The 22545-nt window shown below is 66.8% G+C and carries 15 protein-coding genes and 2 rRNA genes; 1 reads left to right on the top strand and 16 read right to left on the bottom strand.

Features of this window, described 5'->3' with window-relative positions; translation table 11 throughout:
* Positions 1-184: 184 nt before the first annotated feature.
* From R2K23_RS10520 to R2K23_RS10490, 7 genes are all read right to left on the bottom strand, one after another.
* A 23S ribosomal RNA gene (locus R2K23_RS10520) occupies positions 185-3301 on the bottom strand.
* 422 nt (positions 3302-3723) lie between these two features.
* Positions 3724-5244, bottom strand: a 16S ribosomal RNA gene (locus R2K23_RS10515).
* The 16S and 23S rRNA genes sit together here, the layout of an rRNA operon.
* Before the next feature lie 386 nt (positions 5245-5630).
* Positions 5631-6905, bottom strand: coding sequence for a tyrosine--tRNA ligase (tyrS, locus tag R2K23_RS10510; protein WP_316516479.1), 1275 nt, complete (start codon positions 6903-6905; stop codon positions 5631-5633).
* A 29-nt stretch (positions 6906-6934) separates the two neighbouring features.
* A complete protein-coding gene (locus tag R2K23_RS10505; RefSeq protein ID WP_316516477.1) occupies positions 6935-7546 on the bottom strand; it encodes a DNA-3-methyladenine glycosylase in 612 nt (203 codons plus the stop codon).
* 34 nt (positions 7547-7580) lie between these two features.
* Positions 7581-7781: a Trm112 family protein gene (locus R2K23_RS10500; protein WP_316516476.1), complete on the bottom strand. Its 201-nt coding sequence runs from the start codon at positions 7779-7781 to the stop codon at positions 7581-7583.
* Between the two features lie 3 nt (positions 7782-7784).
* Positions 7785-8246 carry a hypothetical protein gene (locus R2K23_RS10495; RefSeq protein ID WP_316516475.1) on the bottom strand — a complete coding sequence of 154 codons (462 nt, stop codon included), beginning with the start codon at positions 8244-8246 and terminating at the stop codon, positions 7785-7787.
* Between the two features lie 64 nt (positions 8247-8310).
* Complete coding sequence (locus R2K23_RS10490) at positions 8311-11328, bottom strand: acyl-CoA synthetase (RefSeq protein ID WP_396893395.1); 3018 nt, start codon at positions 11326-11328, stop codon at positions 8311-8313.
* Positions 11329-11443: 115 nt separating this feature from the next.
* Here R2K23_RS10490 and R2K23_RS10485 point away from each other — a divergent pair, with 115 nt between their 5' ends.
* A complete protein-coding gene (locus R2K23_RS10485; protein WP_316516472.1) occupies positions 11444-13222 on the top strand; it encodes an ABC-F family ATP-binding cassette domain-containing protein in 1779 nt (592 codons plus the stop codon).
* Between the two features lies 1 nt (position 13223).
* On the opposite strand, the gene R2K23_RS10480 is transcribed toward R2K23_RS10485, so the two are convergent.
* The 9 genes from R2K23_RS10480 to argC are packed head-to-tail and all read right to left on the bottom strand — an operon-like array spanning position 13224 to position 22530.
* Complete coding sequence (locus R2K23_RS10480; protein WP_316516471.1) at positions 13224-14093, bottom strand: alpha/beta hydrolase; 870 nt, start codon at positions 14091-14093, stop codon at positions 13224-13226.
* Between the two features lie 17 nt (positions 14094-14110).
* Positions 14111-15523: an argininosuccinate lyase gene (argH, locus tag R2K23_RS10475; protein WP_316516469.1), complete on the bottom strand. Its 1413-nt coding sequence runs from the start codon at positions 15521-15523 to the stop codon at positions 14111-14113.
* A 25-nt stretch (positions 15524-15548) separates the two neighbouring features.
* Positions 15549-16748 (bottom strand): argininosuccinate synthase, encoded by a 1200-nt coding sequence (locus R2K23_RS10470; RefSeq protein ID WP_316516468.1) that lies wholly within the window; start codon positions 16746-16748, stop codon positions 15549-15551.
* Positions 16749-16784: 36 nt separating this feature from the next.
* Positions 16785-17291: an arginine repressor gene (locus tag R2K23_RS10465; protein WP_316516466.1), complete on the bottom strand. Its 507-nt coding sequence runs from the start codon at positions 17289-17291 to the stop codon at positions 16785-16787.
* Positions 17288-18244, bottom strand: a complete 957-nt coding sequence (gene argF, locus R2K23_RS10460) for an ornithine carbamoyltransferase (RefSeq protein WP_316516465.1) — start codon at positions 18242-18244, stop codon at positions 17288-17290. Before argF ends, R2K23_RS10465 begins: the two co-directional genes overlap by 4 nt.
* Complete coding sequence (locus R2K23_RS10455) at positions 18241-19431, bottom strand: acetylornithine transaminase (RefSeq protein ID WP_316516464.1); 1191 nt, start codon at positions 19429-19431, stop codon at positions 18241-18243. Before R2K23_RS10455 ends, argF begins: the two co-directional genes overlap by 4 nt.
* Entirely contained in the window at positions 19428-20303 is an 876-nt protein-coding gene (gene argB, locus R2K23_RS10450) for an acetylglutamate kinase (RefSeq protein ID WP_316516463.1), read from the bottom strand. Before argB ends, R2K23_RS10455 begins: the two co-directional genes overlap by 4 nt.
* Positions 20300-21499 carry a bifunctional glutamate N-acetyltransferase/amino-acid acetyltransferase ArgJ gene (gene argJ / locus R2K23_RS10445; protein WP_316516462.1) on the bottom strand — a complete coding sequence of 400 codons (1200 nt, stop codon included), beginning with the start codon at positions 21497-21499 and terminating at the stop codon, positions 20300-20302. Before argJ ends, argB begins: the two co-directional genes overlap by 4 nt.
* Positions 21496-22530 carry an N-acetyl-gamma-glutamyl-phosphate reductase gene (gene argC, locus R2K23_RS10440; protein WP_316516460.1) on the bottom strand — a complete coding sequence of 345 codons (1035 nt, stop codon included), beginning with the start codon at positions 22528-22530 and terminating at the stop codon, positions 21496-21498. Before argC ends, argJ begins: the two co-directional genes overlap by 4 nt.
* Positions 22531-22545: the final 15 nt, after the last annotated feature.

Here is a 22545-nt window from a genome sequence, read left to right as displayed (position 1 = left end):
TGGGGTCGCCCCCCTTGTGGGGGCGGGGTCCCGGTGGGGGCACCGTGTGTCACCAAGAAAGGTGTTTTTGGTGGTGGGGTGCAATGTTTGTTGCATTTGTGGGTGTGGTTGCGTCGCGTTGCGGTGTTGTTTACCGATTCAACAATGTTGGTTGTTGTTTCCCGCCCCGGTTGGGGGGTGGGTTGTTGGTAAGTTTTCGGCCGGTTAGTGCCAGTTCCCTGCACGCATTGCTGCGCTTGTAGGTCTGGTCTATCAATCCCGTGGTCTGCGGGGGGCCTTATCCCACCTAGTGGGTGAGAAACCTGGTCTTGGAAGGGGTTTCCCGCTTAGATGCTTTCAGCGGTTATCCTGTCCGAACGTAGCTATCCAGCCGTGCCCCTGGTGGGACAACTGGTGCACCAGAGGTTCGTCCGTCCCGGTCCTCTCGTACTAGGGACAGTTTTCCTCAAGTTTCTGACGCGCGCGGCGGATAGAGACCGAACTGTCTCACGACGTTCTAAACCCAGCTCGCGTGCCGCTTTAATGGGCGAACAGCCCAACCCTTGGGACCTGCTCCAGCCCCAGGATGCGACGAGCCGACATCGAGGTGCCAAACCATCCCGTCGATATGGACTCTTGGGGAAGATCAGCCTGTTATCCCCGGGGTACCTTTTATCCGTTGAGCGACACCCCTTCCACTCGGGGGTGCCGGATCACTAGTCCCGACTTTCGTCCCTGCTTGACATGTACGTCTCACAGTCAAGCTCCCTTGTGCACTTGCACTCAACACCTGATTGCCATCCAGGTTGAGGGAACCTTTGGGCGCCTCCGTTACATTTTAGGAGGCAACCGCCCCAGTTAAACTACCCACCAGGCACTGTCCCTGAACCGGATATACGGTTCGAGGTTAGAGGTCCAATACGACCAGAGTGGTATTTCAACAACGACTCCACAATAACTGGCGTTACTGCTTCACAGTCTCCCACCTATCCTACACAAACCGAATCGAACATCAATACCAAGCTATAGTGAAGGTCCCGGGGTCTTTTCGTCCTGCCGCGCGTAACGAGCATCTTTACTCGTAGTGCAATTTCGCCGAGTCTATGGTTGAGACAGTTGAGAAGTCGTTACGCCATTCGTGCAGGTCGGAACTTACCCGACAAGGAATTTCGCTACCTTAGGATGGTTATAGTTACCACCGCCGTTTACTGGGGCTTAAATTCTCCGCTTCACCCCGAAGGGTTAACAGGTCCTCTTAACCTTCCAGCACCGGGCAGGCGTCAGTCCGTATACATCGTCTTGCGACTTCGCACGGACCTGTGTTTTTAGTAAACAGTCGCTTCTCACTGGTTTGTGCCACCCCCCACCGCTGCCGGCCGCAAGAGCCATGACAGTAGGAGGTCCCCCTTCTCCCGAAGTTACGGGGGTATTTTGCCGAGTTCCTTAACCATAGTTCACTCGTACGCCTTAGTATTCTCTACCTGACCACCTGTGTTGGTTTGGGGTACGGGCCGTGTACGGACTCGCTAGAGGCTTTTCTCGACAGCATAGGATCACCGAATTCGCCTCAATCGGCTATGCATCACCTCTCAGACATATGAGTGACGGATTTGCCTATCACTCGTCCTACAGGCTTGCCCCAGTATTACCACTGACTGGTACGGCTACCTTCCTGCGTCACCCCATCGCTTGACTACTACCACCGAAGGTCCCGCGCAGCCGGTCACCGTCGCACCCCGAAGGGATTGATCAGCAACCATTTGGGCGGTTAGTACCGGTGATTCATCAGGGACGCTCATACACGGGTACGGGAATATCAACCCGTTGTCCATCGACTACGCCTGTCGGCCTCGCCTTAGGTCCCGACTCACCCTGGGCGGACTGGCCTGGCCCAGGAACCCTTGGTCTTTCGGCGGGCAAGGTTCTCACTTGCCTTATCGCTACTCATGCCTGCATTCTCACTCCCGCACCCTCCACAACACGGTCACCCGGCTGCTTCACTGAATGCAGGACGCTCCCCTACCCAACAAGAACACGTCTTGTTGCCGCGGCTTCGGCGGTGTGCTTGAGCCCCGCTACATTATCGGCGCACAATCACTTGACCAGTGAGCTATTACGCACTCTTTCAAGGGTGGCTGCTTCTAAGCCAACCTCCTGGTTGTCTTCGCGACTGCACATCCTTTTCCACTTAGCACACGCTTAGGGGCCTTAGCCGGCGATCTGGGCTGTTTCCCTCTCGACGCACGGAGCTTATCCCCCGCCGTCTCACTGCCACACTTTCACCTTGTCGGCATTCGGAGTTTGGCTGACGTCAGTAACCTAGTAGGGCCCATCGGCCATCCAGTAGCTCTACCTCCAACAAGAAACATGTGACGCTGCACCTAAATGCATTTCGGGGAGAACCAGCTATCACGGAGTTTGATTGGCCTTTCACCCCTACCCACAACTCATCCCCTCAGTCTTCAACCTAAGTGGGTTCGGGCCTCCACAACATCTTACTGCTGCTTCACCCTGGCCATGGGTAGATCACTCCGCTTCGGGTCCAGAACACGCCACTACACCCCTGACGGGGATACGCCCTATTCAGACTCGCTTTCGCTACGGCTACCCCACACGGGTTAACCTCGCGACATGTCCCTGACTCGCAGGCTCATTCTTCAAAAGGCACGCCATCACCCCACACTAAAAGCGAGGGCTCTGACGGATTGTAAGCGCACGGTTTCAGGTACTCTTTCACTCCCCTCCCGGGGTACTTTTCACCATTCCCTCACGGTACTAATCCGCTATCGGTCACTGAGAAGTATTCAGGCTTACCGGGTGGTCCCGGCAGATTCACAGCAGATTCCACGGGCCCGCTGCTACTCGGGGAAACATTCCACAACAGAGTGCATGTTTTCGCCTACAGGACTCTCACCCTCTACGGCAGGCCATCCCAGACCACTTCGACTAACACACACTTTTCTGACTGTCGCCCAGGCCGGCGGACCTGAGAAGAAACGCCCCACAACACCACACACACAACCCCCGCCGGGTATCACATGCACGCGGTTTAGCCTCCTCCGCTTTCGCTCGCCACTACTCACGGAATCACAATTGTTTTCTCTTCCTACGGGTACTGAGATGTTTCACTTCCCCGCGTTCCCCCCCGCCACCTATGTATTCAGTGACGGGTGACACGACATCACTCGTGCCGGGTTTCCCCATTCGGACATCCTCGGATCTACGCTCGGTTGGCAGCTCCCCGAGGCTTATCGCAGCCTCCAACGTCCTTCATCGGCTCCCAGTGCCAAGGCATCCACCATGCGCCCTTAAACACTTACAAACACAAAACCAAAGAAAAATCAGAAATTACACCACAACAAACCACACACCCACACCCCCGAAGAGATGCAGCAGCGACCCTCCCAAACAGGACGGCCACCCCATGTGCGGCTTGATGCTCGCAACCACTATCCACAAATCAAACACCACACCCCACCACCAAGATGGAGCGACAACCAAGCCTCCCACCCCACGCAGGGGCCAGAGAAAAACGGGCCTGTTGCCTCAGGACCCAACAGTGTGTCTGGCAGTACCACAAACCCCAACCCCCGAAAGGACTGGATCCCGGTCATGGTCAATACAGCTTTGCTTGTTGTGCACCAGACCCCCACCCACTACAGGTAAAGGGCCATCCAACGAATCGCTTGAGTCACCGAACTCCCACACGATGCGGGCGGGCTCAAGTCTCGTGGTGCTCCTTAGAAAGGAGGTGATCCAGCCGCACCTTCCGGTACGGCTACCTTGTTACGACTTCGTCCCAATCGCCGATCCCACCTTCGACAGCTCCCTCCCCGAAGGGTTAGGCCACTGGCTTCGGGTGTTACCGACTTTCATGACGTGACGGGCGGTGTGTACAAGGCCCGGGAACGTATTCACCGCAGCGTTGCTGATCTGCGATTACTAGCGACTCCGACTTCACGGGGTCGAGTTGCAGACCCCGATCCGAACTGAGACCGGCTTTGAAAGGATTCGCTCCACCTCACGGCATCGCAGCCCTTTGTACCGGCCATTGTAGCATGTGTGAAGCCCTGGACATAAGGGGCATGATGACTTGACGTCATCCCCACCTTCCTCCGAGTTGACCCCGGCAGTCTCTCACGAGTCCCCACCATAACGTGCTGGCAACATGAGACAAGGGTTGCGCTCGTTGCGGGACTTAACCCAACATCTCACGACACGAGCTGACGACAGCCATGCACCACCTGCACACAGGCCACAAGGGAACCGACATCTCTGCCGGCGTCCTGTGCATGTCAAACCCAGGTAAGGTTCTTCGCGTTGCATCGAATTAATCCACATGCTCCGCCGCTTGTGCGGGCCCCCGTCAATTCCTTTGAGTTTTAGCCTTGCGGCCGTACTCCCCAGGCGGGGTACTTAATGCGTTAGCTACGGCACGGATCCCAAGGAAGGAAACCCACACCTAGTACCCACCGTTTACGGCGTGGACTACCAGGGTATCTAATCCTGTTCGCTCCCCACGCTTTCGCTCCTCAGCGTCAGTTACTGCCCAGAGACCCGCCTTCGCCACCGGTGTTCCTCCTGATATCTGCGCATTCCACCGCTACACCAGGAATTCCAGTCTCCCCTGCAGTACTCTAGCCTGCCCGTATCGCCCGCACGCCCACAATTGAGTTGTGAGTTTTCACGGACAACGCGACAAACCACCTACGAGCTCTTTACGCCCAGTAATTCCGGACAACGCTCGCACCCTACGTATTACCGCGGCTGCTGGCACGTAGTTGGCCGGTGCTTCTTCTGCATCTACCGTCACTTGCGCTTCGTCGATGCTGAAAGAGGTTTACAACCCGAAGGCCGTCATCCCCCACGCGGCGTCGCTGCATCAGGCTTGCGCCCATTGTGCAATATTCCCCACTGCTGCCTCCCGTAGGAGTCTGGGCCGTATCTCAGTCCCAGTGTGGCCGGTCACCCTCTCAGGCCGGCTACCCGTCGTCGCCTTGGTAGGCCATTACCCCACCAACAAGCTGATAGGCCGCGGGCCCATCCCACACCGCAAAAGCTTTCCACCACAGACCATGAAGCCCGTGATCATATTCGGTATTAGACCCAGTTTCCCAGGCTTATCCCAAAGTGCAGGGCAGATCACCCACGTGTTACTCACCCGTTCGCCACTCGAGTACCCCCGAAAGGGCCTTTCCGTTCGACTTGCATGTGTTAAGCACGCCGCCAGCGTTCGTCCTGAGCCAGGATCAAACTCTCCAAACAAAAACCCCGGGACAAACCCGGCAGAATTCGAATCAGAAAAATCCGATCACAAACAAAAGACACCAAAACTGGCATCCAAAAACATCCACCCCTAAACGGGAAAAAGAGGCAGACAAAAAAACAACAAACAAAAACCACCAAACACACTATTGAGTTCTCAAACAACAGACCAGATTGTGACTCCCCGCCAGCCGCGCAGAAACCCGCGGCCAAAAGGCCGCTGACTTCAGTGCGGACTAGTAGGAACACCCTGATATCCAGGGTTATTCCCAGGGAAGCCGTCGCGCTCTCCGGCTGGGCCGTGTCGCGGCGACGAGAGATAAGTTACGTGCTTGGAAACTCGGAGTCAAATCGCCTGGTAGAAGGCGGTTTTCGGACCTTCAAGATCAACTTCCGATCTTCCGGACACCCGCCACGTTCCGCTTGCCGCGGCGCAGCACCAGCCAACGCCCGAACAGAAAGTCCGAGGATTGCGGCACCCAATCGTCGCCGGCGACCCGAATGTTGTTGACCGAGACGCCGCCCTCGGCGATCGTGCGCCGCGCCGCGCCCTTGCTCGCCGAGAGTCCCGTCGCCACCAAAAGGTCGGCTATGCCATCCGGACCGCCCGGTGTGAGTTCGGCCACGGAGGCCTCGGTGAGCGCCGCCGCCAGGGTGGGCTCGTCCAAATCGGTCAGCTCGCCCCGGCCGAACAACGCCTGGCTGGCCAGTTCCACCGACCTCGTCGCCGCCTCACCGTGCACCAACGTCGTGAGTTCCTGGGCCAGCCGGCGCTGGGCCGCCCGCTCGTGCGGACGCTGGGCGGTGGCCTCCTCCAGTTCGGCGAGGTCCTCGGCACCCAGGAAGGTGAACCACCGCAGATAAGCCAGCACGTCGGCGTCCGCGGTGTTGACGAAGTACTGGTACCACGCATAGGGGCTGGTCATCTCCGGATCCAGCCAGAGGTTGCCGCCGCCCGTGGACTTACCGAACTTCTTGCCCTCCGAGTCGGTGACCAGCGGCGTCGTCAACGCATGCACGCTCGCGCCGAGCTTCTGGCGGACCAGCCGAACCCCGGCGATGATGTTGCCCCATTGGTCGGAGCCGCCGATCTGAAGTGCGCAGTTGTAGCGCCGGTGCAGTTCGACGTAGTCGTTGGCCTGCAGCAACATGTAGCTGAACTCCGTATAGGAGATGCCGTCGCCCTCGAGTCGTCGCCGCACCGTGTCCCGGTCCAACATGACGTTGACCGAGAAGTGCTTGCCCAGGTCGCGAAGGAACTCGATGGCCGACAGCTCCGCTGTCCACGACAGGTTGTTCTCCACGACTGCACCCGTCGGCGACTGGTCGAACTCGACGAACCGCTCGAGTTGGCCGCGGATGCGCCCGGCCCAGTCCGCGACGGTGTCGGCATCGTTGAGGGTGCGCTCCCCGGCGTCGCGCGGATCACCGATCATCCCGGTGGCGCCGCCCGCCAGCACGATGGGCCGGTGTCCGGCCTGCTGGAAGCGCCGCAATGTCAGCAGCGGCACCAGGTGGCCGGCGTGCAGGCTGGGTCCGGTGGGATCGAAGCCCGAATAGACCGTCGTCGGCCCCGTCGTCAACTGGCGGGTAAGAGCGTCACGGTCGGTCGACTGCGCGATCAGTCCGCGCCAGTCCAACTCATCGAGGATCGAAGCCATGTGTCGATCTTCCCGTACGGACGCCGACGCTAGTCGCTGAGGCCGGTCGCCGGCGCCCGCGGACTCCGGCGATATGCGGAAACTTCCGGGTACTCGGCCAGCCAGAACCGCCAGGACCGGTCCGCGGCCTTGCTCACACCCACCCGGGGGCCGCTGATCACCGACGCCCGCTCCGCGGCGAGCTCGAGCCGGACCGGGCCGGCCGCGTCGAACACGTCGAGGCCGCTGTCGGACATCGCGATGCCCAACGCCGAACACAGGTTTCCAGGTCCGCGCGCCAGCGCTCGATCGGCGACGTCGCCGCGGCGCCGCCGGGCCGCCGCGGTGCCGGCGATGATCACGCCGGCCCGGAGCAGCACGGCGGCGGCGGTGCCGTCGGGTCCGCAGACGATGTTGGCGCAGACATGGATCCCGTGGCTGCGGTAGGTGTAGAGGCGTCCGGCCGGGCCGAACATCACCTCGTTGCGGGCGTTGGGTCCGCGAAAGGAGTGCGCAGCGGGATCGGGCCACGGTCCGTCGGGGACACCGCCGTAGGCCTCGACCTCGACGATCAGGGCGGCCGCGTCGCGCCCGTAGAGGGTGGCCCCCAACAGTCGGCGGGCCGCGACCTGCGGATCAGTGCTCAGGGCGTCGGCGCTCACCGTTGCGATTGTGCTGCACCGACCAGCCGACGAACTAGGCCGACCCCATCAGCGTGGCGTGCTCGTCGTCGTCGACGGCGCGGGACTCGTCGGCGAGCAGCACCGGAATCCCCTCGTCGATGCGGTAGGCGCGGCGCAGCCTCGGGTTGTAGAGCACGTCACCGGCGTGCACCAGCGGGCCACGGTCGACCGGGCACACCAGGATCTGCAGCAACTTCTCGTCGAGCGCGGTCAACAGTTACCGACCGGGCATCTCGAAGACGGGGTTGCCGTTGTTGCCGCCGGTCCGGTCCATCGGGTTGGGGTTGTTCCAGTTGTCGCTGGGCAGGATGCCGACCTGGATGGGCGACTGACCGCGCGACGGAGAAGCGTGGCTCTGCGCCTTGCGCTGATTGGACAGGGCCCCGTTCAGCGCTTCGACCAGAGGTGCCTGGTTGGGTCCGCGATCCATCGCGGCCTTGATCGCCGCGAGGTCGGCCGGTTTCGGGTTGTAGCCCTGGGCCCGCAGTTCCAGCGAGGCACGCAGCAGGTTGGCGACCAGGCCGGCGCCGGCGCCGGTGCTGTACTCCTGAGCCAACTCATCGAGGACGTCGGCATTGGCGGTCCCGGCGCCGGCTCCGAGGGAACCGAGCGCCAAACCCACGCTGGTCACCCCGATGACCGCCGCGCGGCGCCACCGAGATGTCTGGTTTCCAGTCATGCGATTCCTCCGAAAGAGTGTCATCGGGAGCCTAACAGCGCTGTCGCTCCAGGGCATGTCGTCGTTACTCGCCGCTCGCGAACTGAGCGCGGACGGCGGCCGTCAACCTCTTGAACTGTCCGCTCGCCGGATCGAGGTACCACGTCTGGCGGCCGGCCTTGGGGATGCCCGCCGCGCGCAGATCGTTGACGATCGGCCGGTAGGTCGCCGACAACGGCAGCTCCGGTACGACGTGGATGATGTCCGGCGGCAGGCCGACGGGTAGGTCGGCCAGGGCCTCGGTGAGGTCGGCGGCGGTCACCGTGGCGCCCGGCCGCAGCGTGAGCGCGGTGATCGCCAGGTCATGGTCGCCGACCGTCACCCCGTAGGTGGCGGCGAGGTCCACCGCCCTGATCATGCTCACGGCATTGGTGATCGGCTCGTCGAACACCACACCCCGCGCGGTGTGCGTCACGGTGTTTCGGGTGCCGACCAGCCAGAAGTCCCCGTCGGCATCGCGGCGGAAGAGCGCCTCGGTGGACACCCAGGTGTCGGCGGGGGCGAACACGCCGCGCTTGACCGACGCCGTCGGGTCCACCGGACCGCGCGGGCGGGCCAGCAGCACGCCGACCTCGTCGGTGTCGGCCACCTGCACGAAACCGCGCTCGTCCTCGAGGATCAGGTCTTCCTCGGCGCTGTAGGCCGCCAACTCGATCTGGCCGCCGCCGGGCAGCGGTCGGCCCTTGCTGCCGACCTTGGCGCCCGCCACGTTGGCCAGCACCGCCTGACCGTCGGTGGTGGCATAGAACTCCACGACGTTGGCCGGCGCGAACGCCTCCGTGACCCGTTGCCACAGGCCGGTCGGCATACCGGAACCGATGAAGACCCGGACCGGGTGGTTGCCGTGCAGGGCGAAGCTCGGGTCGTCGATGACGTCGGACAGCATCGCCCACGTGTAGGACACCACGGTGACGCCGTACTGCCGGACTTCCTGGACGAAGGTATCGGGACGCAGCCCGCGCGACAGCGCGATCCGGGCGCCGCCCACCACCGCGCCGCCGAGGGCGACCAGCAGCCCCGACTGGTGGTGCAGCGGGGTCAGGCAATACACCGTGTCGCTGCGGTCGATCGCCGCGGTCGACGCGGTGCCGAACGCCGACAACGCCCAGCGGAAGTTGGTGATCTCCTTGGCGACGAGTTCGCCGGCCACCGTGCTGAACGCGACGAACGCGCGGTCGCGGGCGAAGCCCGGGTTCGGGCGATACCAGCCGGGCAACTCGACGACGTCGGGGTCGATCTGCTCCATGTCGACGACGTCGGTGCCGTCCGGCAACTGCAGGCGGCGCGAGTCGCCACCGCCGAGCACCAACACCTGCACCGCCAGCCGGCTCGCCGCTTCCAGATTCGTCGGGTCGGTGAGCACTTCGGAGACCCCGCCCAACCGCGCGGCTTCGGCCAGGTCGCCGTCCGGGGGCATCAGCACGGCGACGGCTCCGAGCCGCGACAGCGCCGCGATGGCCACCAGGGCACTCGGCCGGGTCTCCATCAACACGCCCACGTGGTCGCCCTGGCGGATGCCGACGTCGATCAGGCCGCGGACCACGTTGTTGATGCGGCGGTCGACCGCCTCGTAGGTGTGCACCCGGCCGTCGAACAACAGGAACTCGCCGTTGGGCGCGCCGCGCGCCTGCTCGGAAATGATCCGGCCCAACGAGATTCGGGTGTGGTCGTTGATCTGCCCCAGCCTGGCCAGCCGCGGCAGCGTACGCGCGGTCTCGACGGCCAGCGTGCGGATCGACTTGCCGGCGGTGCCCACGGCGTCGGCCGCGCCGCGCGCCAGGGTCAACGCGACCTCGGAGGCCCCGCCGACGCCGTGCGCCACCCGGGAGGCCAACGGCACGCCGCTCTCCCCCTCGTCCTCGGGCTGGTCGTTCATCGGCTCAATGTTCGCGGGCATCGAACTCTGCCCGGACAGCCACAGCACCCAGTCGGCGACCGTGGGCCAGGTGATCTCGGAGGCCTTGGTCCCCACCACCAAGCCGAAATGCCCGGTGCGGATCATCGTCTCGTAGACGTCGGCGTGCGGTGCCGCCCTGCGGATCCCCCGAACCGACGCGGGCTGCCCGATGTCGTCGACCTCGCCGACGAAAGCCAGCACGGGACAGGTGATGTCGGTGAGTGTCACCAGCTGGCCGTTGATCGCGAACCCGCCGGTCATCATGCGGTTGTGGGCGATGAACTGCTTGAGCAGTTCCGAGATCGCCGGCCCGGACCACGCGATCCAGCCCTCGGAATCGAGGAATCGGCGCTGTTGTTCGCGGGGTAGCAGCGCCTGCCGGTCGTGCAGTTGACGCAGGAAATCCAGCCGCGCCTTGGCGGTCTTGAGCGGATCGAGCATCTGGAAGCCGGTGCGCGCCATCCAGCCTTGGATGTCGAGGCGGTTGAACACGTGGTCGGCCATGAAGTCCGCGGCGACCGCGCCGAGGTTCGGCGGGATCCCCATCGGCAGCGCCGCCAACGTGTCCACCGGGGAGCCGAAGGCGATGATGCTCGCGACGTCCTTGGACCGCCGGTAGGCCACCGTCTGGTAGCAGAACATGCCGCCCTGCGAGTAGCCGGCGACGTGGACGTCGCGTCCGGTGACCTTCTTGACGGTGTCGATGGCGTCGTTGAGCGCCACCAGGTGATCGGCCAGGGTCCGGCGCATGCCGCCCTCGACCTTGTCGGGCTCACCGAAGTCGATGACCCACGGGTCCAACCCGGCGCGATGCAGGATTCCGACGGCGCCGTCCTCGCGGGTGACGTCCCACATATTGGCCGACATCATCATCGGGTGCACCATCAGGACCGGTTCCCCGGCGGGCGTCTTGCCGGGGCGGCTATCTGGCGGAAAGTACCGACGCAGCTTGTACATCGGGACGCTCTCGACAATCTGGTACGGCGAGGGCACCGAGCCGGTTTCGAGGCCGCCGAGTCGCAGCACCTCCAAGCCGTTCTGCGCCGTGGCCAGCAGCCGTTCCACCGGCCTGGCCACCGCCCTTAGCCTTCGATCCACCCGCAGCTCCCCTGCCCAAGTGCCGACGTGCCCCGACAGCCTGCACATTCTGGCACAGGCTCCGATACCGCCGGCCACCGTTGCCCCGGCGCGGGTACTCAGACCTCGGCGGCGGTCAAGCCGAACACCTCGGACTCCCGCCCGGCCGATAGGGTCGGCAGCAATGGCACACCTACTCGGCGCGGAGGGACTGCACCTGCAGTACCCCACCAAAGTCGTCTTCGATTCGGTGTCCCTCGGTGTCGACGATGGCGATCGGATCGGCATCGTCGGGCGCAACGGCGACGGCAAGTCCAGCCTGCTCCGGATGCTCACGGGCGAGGTCCGGCCCGACGCCGGACGGGTCACCTACCGCAGTGGACTGCGGGTGGGCGCGCTGGCGCAGGCCGACGTCCTCGAGGACGACCACACCGTCGGGCACATCCTGGTGGGCGAGCAGGCCGAACACGAATGGGCGGGCGATCCGCGGGTCCGTGACGTCGTCGGCGGCCTGGTCGCCGACATCGAGTGGACCGCCCGTGTCGGCACGCTGTCGGGCGGACAGCGCCGCCGAGTTCAGTTGGCCGCGTTGCTGATCGGCGATTGGGATGTCATCGCCCTCGACGAACCCACCAACCACCTCGACGTCGAGGGCATCACCTGGCTGGCGGCCCACCTCAAGAACCGGTGGGCCCGTAACACCGGCGGCCTGCTGCTGGTCACCCACGACCGCTGGTTCCTCGACGAGGTCGCCACCACCACCTGGGAGGTCCACGACGGGATCGTCGAGCCGTTCGACGGCGGCTACGCGGCGTATGTCCTGCAGCGGGTGGAGCGCGATCGGATCGCCGCCGCAACCGAGGCCAAGCGGCAGAACCTGATGCGCAAGGAGCTGGCGTGGCTGCGGCGCGGTGCGCCGGCGCGGACCTCGAAGCCGAAGTTCCGCATCGATGCCGCCAACGCCCTCATCGCCGACGTCCCGCCGCTGCGCAACAACGTCGAGTTGACGAAACTGGCCACCGCCCGCCTCGGCAAGGACGTCATCGACCTGCTCGAGGTGTCGGTGTCGTTCGACGGCCGGACCGTGCTGCGCGACATCGAGTGGCGGATCGGCCCCGGAGAGCGCACCGGCATCCTCGGGGCCAACGGGGCCGGCAAGTCGACGTTGCTGGGCCTGATCGCCGGCACCGTCGCCCCGGACTCCGGGCGGGTCAAACGCGGTAAGACGGTGCAACTGGGCATGCTGGACCAGCAGGCGGGCATCCTGGCCGAGGTGGAGGGCGACCTGGTCCGCGAGGTCATCGGCCGACTGAAGGCCGGTTACGTCGTCGACGGGCGCGAGCTCACCCCGGCGCAGCTGTTGGAGCGCCTCGGCTTCGGCCGCGAACAACTTTCGAACCGGGTCTCCGACCTGTCCGGCGGGCAGCGGCGACGCCTGCAGTTGATGCTGACGCTGCTGACCGAGCCGAACGTACTGATCCTCGACGAGCCCACCAACGACGTGGACACCGAGATGCTCACCGCGACCGAGGATCTGCTCGACTCCTGGCCGGGCACCCTCATCGTGGTCTCGCACGACCGCTATCTGCTCGAGCGCGTCACCGATCAGCAGTACGCCATTCTGGACGGCACGCTGCGGCACCTGCCCGGCGGCGTGGAGGAGTACCTGCGCCTGGCGGCCCAGCGCAGCACCGCGCCGACGGCCGCGTCATCTCCGGAACCCGTTGCGACGGCGGGTCTTTCCGGCGCCGAACAGCGCGCCGTGGAGAAGGAGATCGCGTCGATCGACCGGGCGTTGGCCAAGCTGTCCGACCGGATCGCCGCCAAGCATCAGGAACTCGCCGACCACGACCAGTCCGATCACGTCGCGCTGGCCGAACTCACCGAACAGTTGCGTGCCCTCGAGTCCGATGTCGAGGAGCTGGAGTCGCGCTGGCTGGAGCTCTCCGAGCAGCTCTCCTGACTCAGGGCGCCAGGACCCGCCCCAGGAAATCGATCTGATCGGCAACCACCCGCGGGCGGACGTCGTCGGTGTAGAACTCGAAATGGGCGACCGGGTAGGTCTGCACCTCGCCGCGCGGCACGGCGTCGGCCAGCGCTTTCGAGAGCTCCGGCGGCGTCTCGGCGTCGCGGTCCCCGATACACACCAGTACCGGGCAGCGCACTTCCGGCGCGAAATCGGCCGGCCGATAACGCATCATCTCGACCAGCCCGCGCGGTGCCACCTCGTTACGCCAGGTGTGGCTGGTCATTCCGGCGATGACGCGGGACGCCTCGTCGCTGGCCATCACCGCGAGTTCGCCGCGGCCCGCGATGGCCCGCAGGTAGTGCGGCGGGAGCCCGAGCTTGCCGCGCAGCCAGTCCGCGCCCATGAGTGCCAGCAGCCGCAGGGTGGTCGCCGCGGACCGGCCGGCGACCCTGCGCGGGAACCCGTTGAACGGGATCTGGGCGATCACCGCCGCGACGCTCGGGTCCCGCGACCCGGCCGCCACGACGTGGCCGCCGCCCAGCGAGGTTCCCCAGAGCACGACGCCGTCGACACCGTCGAGTCGTCGGGCGCAGCCGATGGCCGCGGCGATGTCGGCGAGTTGGCCCTCGATGCTCACCACCTGCCGGGGCTGCCCGTCGCTGTGGCCGAAGCTGCGGTAATCGAAGGTCAGGACGTGATAGCCGGCCGCCGCGAAGTCGCGCGCGGTCGCCGTCAGGGCCGGCGTGTCCTGGGTGCCGCCGAATCCGGTGCACATCAGGATGCAATGGCTGCGTGGCCGGGTGCTCCGGTACAGCTGCCCCACACAGCGGATCCCACCCGAGGTGAACGTGACTCGTTCGGCCATGTCCACCAGCGTAGGGGTCAGCCGAACAGCCGGGCCCGCAAATCCTCGACGGTCTGCCGCACGACACCGAGCTGGTCGGCGACCCGCGTGGGCGCGGTGCCGCCGCGCGCGTTGCGCGAATTCACCGACCCCTGCACCGTCAGCACCTCGCGGACCGCGGGGGTCAGCGCCGCGTCGATGCCGGCGAACTCCTCGTCGGTGAGTTCGTCGAGACCCACCCCGCGCCCCTCGGCGATCCGCACGGCGGCGCCGGCGGCCTCGTGCGCGTTGCGGAACGGGACACCCTGGCGCACCAGCCATTCGGCGATGTCGGTGGCCAGCGTGTAACCGGCGGGGGCCAGCTCGGCCATCCGCGCCTCGTCGAAGGTCAGGGTGCCCACCAGTCCGGCCATCGCCGGCAGCAGCAGCTCCAGTTGGGTCACCGAGTCGAAGACGGGCTCCTTGTCCTCCTGCAGATCCCGGTTGTAGGCCAGCGGCTGCGCCTTGAGGGTGGCCAGCAGGCCGGTCAGGTTGCCGATCAGCCGGCCCGACTTGCCGCGCGCCAACTCCGCGATGTCCGGGTTCTTCTTCTGCGGCATGATCGAACTGCCCGTCGACCAGGAGTCATGCAGGGTGACGTAGCCGAATTCCGTTGAGCTCCACAGGATGATGTCCTCGGCGAGGCGGGACAGGTCCACGCCGATCTGCGCCAGGACGAACGCGGCCTCGGCCGCGAAGTCCCGGGCCGCGGTCGCGTCGACGGAGTTGTCGGCCGCGGTGGCGAATCCGAGGTCGGCGGCGATGGCGTCGGGATCCAAGCCCAGCGAGGAGCCCGCCAGCGCGCCCGAACCGTAGGGCGAGACGGCGGTGCGGCGGTCGAAGTCCGCGATCCGGTCGACGTCGCGCAGCAGCGGGTGTGCGTGGGCCAAGAGGTGATGGGCCAGCAGGATCGGTTGGGCGGACTGCAGGTGCGTCTTGCCGGGCATCACCGCCGTGGGGTGTGCGGCGGCCTGGGCGGCCAGGGCGCCGACGACCTCGAGCACCCCGTCGGCGACCCGGCGCACCGCGTCGCGCAGCCACATCCGAAACAGCGTGGCCACCTGATCGTTTCGGGAACGTCCGGCGCGCAGCCGGCCGCCGAGTCCGGGTCCCACCCGGTCGATCAGGCCGCGCTCGAGCGCGCCGTGCACGTCCTCGTCGCTGGGCAGCGGACCGAAACTGCCGTCGGCGACGTCGCTGCCGAGGCTGTCGAGGCCGGCCAGCAACCCGTCGCGCTGCTCGTCGGTGAGCAGCCCGGCGCGGTGCAGCACCTTGGCGTGCGCCTTGGACGCGGTGATGTCATACGGGGCCAGCGCCCAATCGAAGTGCGTCGACTTGCTCAGCGCGGCCAGCGCGGCGGACGGGCCGTCGGCGAACCGGCCGCCCCACAGCGAACCCTCGTTGGTGCTCATGTTCATCGGGCTCGGTTCGGGGAGGTCACAGGCCCAGATCCCGCTTGGCGGAGATCTTCGACGACAGCCCGTGCACGTGCACGAAGCCCTTGGCCGCCGACTGGTCGAAGGTGTCGCCCTCGTCGTAGGTGGCCAGGTTGAAGTCGTACAGCGACTGGCTGCTGCGCCGGCCGTTGACCGCGATGTGCCCGCCGTGCAGCACCAGCCGGATCTCGCCGGTCACGTGCTCCTGGGTGTGCGCGACGAAGGCCTCCAGCGCGCGCTTGAGCGGAGAGAACCACAGGCCGTCGTACACCAACTCGCCCCACTTCTGGTCGGTGCCCCGCTTGTACCGGCCCAGCTCCCGCTCCAGGGTGACGTGCTCGAGTTCGGTGTGCGCGGTGATGAGCACCATCGCGCCCGGCGCCTCGTAGATCTCGCGGCTCTTGATGCCGACCAGCCGGTCCTCGACCACGTCGAGCCGGCCCACGCCCTGGGCGCCGGCCCGGCGGTTGAGCTCCTCGATGGCCTGCAGCACGGTGACCGGCCGCCCGTCGATGGACACCGGTACGCCCTTCTCGAAGCCGACGATCACCTCGTCCGGGGTGCTCCAGTTGAGGGTCGGGTCCTCGGTGTAGTCGTAGACGTCCTTGGTCGGCGCGTTCCAGAGGTGCTCCAGGAAGCCCGTCTCCACCGCGCGGCCCCACACGTTCTGGTCGATCGAGAACGGCGAGCGCTTGGTGACGTTGATCGGGATGTCGTTCTCCTCGGCGAAGGCGATGGCCTTCTCCCGCGTCCAGGCGTAGTCGCGTACCGGGGCCAGCACCTCGAGATCCGGTGCCAGCGAGGCGAATCCGACCTCGAACCGGACCTGGTCGTTGCCCTTGCCGGTGCAGCCGTGCGCGACGATGCCGCCGCCGTGCTCACGCGCCGCCTCGACCAGATGCTTGACGATCAGCGGCCGGCTGATCGCCGAGACCAACGGGTAGCGGTCCATGTAGAGCGCGTTGGACTGGATGGTCGGCAGGCAGTACTCGTCGGCGAACTCGTCGCGCGCATCCACCACCACCGATTCGACGGCGCCGCAGTCCAGCGCACGCTGACGCACGACCTCCATGTCCTCACCGCCCTGGCCGAGGTCGATGGCGACCGCCACCACCTCGCGGCCGGTCTCTTTGCCGATCCAGCTGATGGCCACGGAGGTGTCCAGACCGCCGGAATACGCGAGGATGACGCGCTCAGACATCACCGTTCTCCTTCATCAATTCTTCGTCTTCGGTCGTTATTGCAGTTCTTCGAATGTGGTCGCGAGTTCGGCGCCGGTCATCGGCTCCCGCGCGATCACCAGCACCGTGTCGTCGCCGGCAACGGTACCCACCACGTGCGGCAACGCCGCCCGGTCGATGGCGCTGGCCAGATAGTGTGCCGCACCCGGCGGGGTCCGCAGCACCGCGAGGTTACCGCTGGCATCGGTGGAGACCAGCAACTCGCCGAGCAGCTTCGTCATCCGCTCCGTGCCGCCGGTGACGCCGCGTACCGGGCTGCCGTCCTCGGGGATCACGTAGGCGCCGCTGCCGCCGTCGGCGCCACGCAACTTCACCGCCCCGAGTTCCTCGAGATCGCGTGACAGCGTGGCCTGGGTGACCTCGATCCCCTCCTCGGCCAACAGCGCGGCCAGCTCGCTCTGGCTGGAGACCGCGCGCACCGAGAGCAGGGCGACAATCCGGGCCTGTCGCCCGGCCCGGGTCGCCGCGACGCCCGGTGACGCCTTGCCGACGAGATCGGTCACGGGGCCCCCAACCCGCTCTTCTCCAGCAGCCACACCAGCAGTGCCTTCTGGGCGTGCAGCCGGTTCTCGGCCTCGTCCCACACCGCGCTCTGCGGCCCGTCGAGCACCTCGTCGGTGATCTCGTGCCCGCGGTGCGCGGGAAGGCAGTGCAGCACAACGGCATCCGGGGCGGCCGAGTCCAGCAACTCGGCGTTGACCTGGAAGGGCCGGAACGGGCGGACGCGGTCGAGCCCGTCGTTCTCCTGCCCCATCGACGTCCAGGTGTCGGTGACCAGCACGTCGGCGCCGTCCACCCCGGCGCGCGCGTCGTTGGTCAGCGTCACCGACGCGCCGGTTTCGGCCGCGCGTTGCCGGGCCGCGGTGACGAACTCCGGCTGGGGGGCGAAGCCCTCGGGGGCCGCGATGGTCACGTGGATGCCGGCGGTGACCCCGCCGAGCAGCAGCGAGTGCGCCATGTTGTTGGCGCCGTCACCGAGGTAGGTCAGCCGCAGCCCGGGCAGGGCGCCCTTGCGTTCGGCCAGGGTCTGCAGGTCGGCGAGCACCTGACACGGGTGCAGCTCGTCGGAGAGCGCGTTGATGATCGGCACGGTGGAGCCCGACGCCATGGCCGTCAGGCGCTCCTGGGCGAAGGTGCGCCACACGATGGCGTCGACGTAGCGCGACAACACGGTGCCGGTGTCTTCCAGCGTCTCCTCGCGGCCCAGCTGCGTGCTGCGGCCGTCGACGACGATGGCGTGGCCGCCCAACTGCGCGATGCCCATCTCGAAGGAGAACCGGGTGCGGGTGGAGTTCTTCTCGAAGATCACCGCGACGCCGCGCGGCCCCTCGAGTGGCCGCCGGCTCAGCGGCTTGCTCTTGAGCTCGGCGGCCAGCGCCAGCACCTCGGCCTGCTCGGCCGGGGTCAGGTCGTCGTCGCGCAGAAAATGGCGGATACCGGGCCGTGTTGCCGTCATGAGGTCTCCTGTGCGGTATCGAGGACGCCCGGCAATGCTTCGACGAAGCCGCCCAGCTGTTCTTCGGTGACGATCAGCGGCGGGGCCAGCCGGACCACGTCGGCGGCCGCGGCGTTCACCAGGAAGCCCGCCTCGCGGGCCGCGGTCTCCACGGCCTTGGCCTTGGCGGCCGTCAGGACCACGCCCTGCAGCAGGCCCCGGCCCCGAACATGGTCCACCAGGGGGTGATTGAGGCCCTCGATGCCGTGGCTGAGCGTCTTGCCCAGCACGTCGGCCCGGGTGATCAGGTCCTCGGCCCGCAGTGTGCGCAGGACCGCCAGGGCGGCCGCGGTGCACACCGGGTTGCCGCCGAAGGTGCTGCCGTGCAGGCCCGGGGTCATCAGGTCGGCCGCGGCGCCGATGCCGATGCACGCCCCGATCGGCAGGCCGCCGCCGAGGCCCTTGGCCAGGGTGATGATGTCCGGGGTGATGCCGTCGTGCTGGTGGGCGAAGAACGCGCCGGTGCGCCCGACGCCGGTCTGCACCTCGTCGAGGGCCAGCAGCGCACCGTGCTTGGCGGTGAGATCGCGTGCCGCGGCCAGGTAACCGGCCGGCGGTACCACCACGCCGCCCTCCCCCATGATGGGTTCCAGGAACACCGCGGCGGTGTCGGCATCGACGGCGGCCGCCAGGGCCGCGACGTCGCCGTACGGGACGTGGGTGACGTCGCCGGGCAGCGGCGCGAACGGTGCCTGCTTGGTCGGTTGTCCGGTGAGCGCCAGCGATCCCATCGTCCGGCCGTGGAACGCCCCTTGGGCGGCAACGAGTTTGGTGCGCCCGGTCAGCCGACTGATCTTGAAGGCGACCTCGTTGGCCTCGGTGCCGGAGTTGCAGAAGAACACCCGGGCGCGCTGCTCGTCGCCGAGGTGGCCGACCAGGGCCTCGGCCAGTGCGATGCCCGGCTCGGTCGCGTACAGGTTCGAGGTGTGCCCCAATGTGTTCAGCTGGGTGGTGATGGCCTCGATCACCGCCGGATGGCGGTGGCCGAGCAGGTTCACCGCGATGCCGCCGAGCAGGTCCAGGTAGGACTTGCCGTCCGGGTCCGTGACCACCGCACCGTCCCCGCTGGCCAGCGCCAACGGCGGGGTGCCGTAGTTGTCCATCATCACTGCCGACCAACGTTGTTGCAGTGCTTGGGTTTCCGTCATGCTTGTGCCACCACCTTGGTGCCGGTTCCGGCGTCGGTGAACAGTTCGACCAGCACGCAGTGCTCGACCCGGCCGTCGATGACGTGCGCACTGGGCACACCGCCGAGCACGGCGCGCAGACAGGCCTCGATCTTGGGCACCATCCCCGTTTCCAACGTCGGCAACAGCTGGGTCAACGCCCCGGTGTCGATCTCGGTGACCAGCGAGTCGCGGTTGGGCCAGTCGGTGTAGAGACCTTCGATGTCGGTGAGCATCAACAGCTTCTCGGCGCCCAGGGCCTCGGCCAGCGCCGCCGCCGCGGTGTCGGCGTTGATGTTGTGCACCACGCCGTCGGCGTCGGGGCCGATGGTGGAGACCACCGGGATGCGGCCGGCCGCAATCAGATCCACCACCGCGGCGGTGTTGACATGGTCGACGTCACCGACCAGGCCGATGTCGGTGGACACGCCCTCGACCATCACGCTGCGCCGCACCGCGGTGAACAGCCGCGCGTCCTCGCCGGTGATCCCGACGGCGTACGGCCCGTAGGCGTTGATGAGGTTGACCAGTTCGCGACCGACCTGACCGAACAAGACCATCCGGGCGACGTCGAGGACCTCGGGGGTGGTGACCCGGAAGCCACCCTTGAAATCGCCTTCGACGCCGAGCCGCTTGAGCATCGCGGAGATCTGCGGGCCGCCGCCGTGGACGACGACGGGTTGGATTCCGCAATTGCGCAGGAAGACCATGTCGGCGGCGAAGGCCGCCTTGAGCACGTCGTCGGTCATGGCGTTGCCGCCGTACTTGACCACGACGATCTTGCCGTGCAATTGCTGCAGCCACGGCAGTGCCTCGGCGAGGACCTGCGCCCGAGTCTCGGTGCTGATGTTCATGAGCTGTAGGCCGAGTTCTCTTCGACGTAGGCGTGCGACAGGTCGGTGGTGCGGATGGTGGCCTGCGCGTCGCCGAGCTGCAAATTCACCAGCACCTCGATGTCCGCGCCGGACAGGTCCACCTCGCGGGCGCCGGGAGCACCGGCGCCGTTGACGCAGACCGGGAAACCGTTGAACGACACCGAGATCAGGTCATGCTGCACCGTGAACGGGACCATCCCGACGGCCGCCAGCACCCGGCCCCAGTTCGGGTCCGAGCCGAACAGCGCCGTCTTGACCAGGCTGTCGCGGGCGATCAGCCGCGCCGCGGTGACCGCGTCCTCCTCGGTGCGGGCGCCGGCGACGGTGATGCTGATCCGCTTGGTCACGCCCTCGGCGTCGGCCTGCAGCTGCGCGCACAGGTCCTCGCAGGCCCGCAGGACCGCCCGGTCGAGTTCCGGTTGGCTGGGTGTGATCTCGCTGGCGCCGGAGGCGAGCAGCAGCACCGTGTCGTTGGTCGAGCAGCTGCCGTCGATGTCGAGGCGGTCGAAGGTCAGCGCCGCGGCCCGGCGCAGCGCCGCATCCAGCGCCGCGGCGTCGGCCACCGCGTCGGTGGTCAGCACCACCAGCATGGTCGCCAGGGAGGGGGCCATCATGCCGGCGCCCTTGGCCATTCCGCCGACCGTCCAGTTGTCCGGGTGATGCAGGGCCACCTGTTTGGGCACGGTGTCGGTGGTCATGATCGCCCGGGCGGCCTCCTCGCCGCCGGACAGCCCGCCGGCCATCTCGTGCACGATCTCGGTGACCCCGGCCTGCAGCTTTTCCATCGGCAGCCGATCGCCGATCAGCCCGGTCGAGCAGACGGCCACCTCGATGGCACCGGTTTCGGTGCCCCACTGCGACAGCGCCGCGGCGACGGCCTCGGCGGTGGCGTGGGTGTCCTGGAAGCCCTCCGGCCCGGTGCAGGCGTTGGCGCCGCCGGAATTGAGGATCACCGCGCGCAGCCGACCGGTGCCGAGCACCTGCTGGCTCCACAGCACGGGGGCGGCCTTGACCTGATTGCGGGTGAAGACGCCGGCGGCCGCGTGATCGGGGCCCTCGTTGAAGACCAGCGCCAGGTCGAGAGCGCCGGTGGCCTTGATGCCCGCGGCGATGCCCGCGGCCCGGAAGCCGGCCGGCGCGGTCACCCCCTGGGTGCGCAGCAGCCGCTCGGTCATGGCGCCACTCCCACGACCGACAGTCCTTCGCTCTCCGGCCAGCCCAAAGCGAGGTTCATCGACTGCACCGCGGCGCCCCCGGTGCCCTTGACCAGGTTGTCGATGGCACAGACCGCGACGAACGTGGCGGCGTCGGCGTCGACGGCGACCGCCAGCTGCGCGGCGTTGCTGCCGATCACCGAACCGGTGCGGGGCAGTTGCCCGTCGGGCAGCAGATGCACGAAAGGTTCTTCGGCGTAGGCCTTTTCGTAGGCGGCCCGCAACTCCGACACCGGCGCCTGGGTGCGGGCGGTGCAGGTCGCGAGGATGCCGCGGGTGGTGGGGATCAGCACCGGTGTGAACGACACCGTGACCTCGCGGTCGGTGACCGAGCGCAGCCCCTGCGCGATCTCCGGGGTGTGCCGGTGCGCGCCGCCGATGTTGTAGGCGCGGGCCGAACCGATGACCTCGGCGCCCAGCAGGTCGACCTTGGCGGCCCGGCCCGCACCGGAGGTGCCGCTGACGGCGACGATGTTGACGGCGGGCTCGATCAGGTCGGCGGCCATGGCGGGCAGCAGCGCCAGCAGGGCGGCCGTCGGATAGCAACCCGGGACCGCGATGCGCTTGGTGCCCCGCAGCGCGTCGCGCGCCCCCGGCAGTTCCGGCATGCCGTACGGCCAGCTGCCGGCGTGTTCGGAGCCGTAGAAGCGCTTCCAGACGTCGCCGTCGGTGAGCCGGAAGTCCGCCCCGCAGTCGATGATCAGGACGTCGGGCCCCAGCTGCTCGGCCAGCGCGGCGGAGTGGCCGTGCGGCAGGCCCAGGAACACCACATCGTGACCGCGCAGGGTGTCGACGTCGGTGGGGCCCAGCACCCGGCCGGCCAGCGGCAGCAGGTGCGGATGGTGCTCACCGAGTGCGGTGCCGGCGCTGCTGGCGGCGGTCAGCGCGCCGATCTCGAGTCGGCCGTCGAGATAGGCCGGATGTCCGAGGAGCAGCCGAAGGATCTCGCCGCCCGCATACCCACTTGCGCCCGCTATCGCTACGGAAACCATTTCACCGATTCTGCA

It is taken from the genome of Mycolicibacterium sp. MU0050, from assembly GCF_963378085.1.
Taxonomy (GTDB): Bacteria; Actinomycetota; Actinomycetes; order Mycobacteriales; family Mycobacteriaceae; genus Mycobacterium; species Mycobacterium wendilense.
The sequence above is the reverse complement of the archived record's forward strand: the minus strand, read 5'-3'. Positions and strand labels throughout refer to the sequence as shown.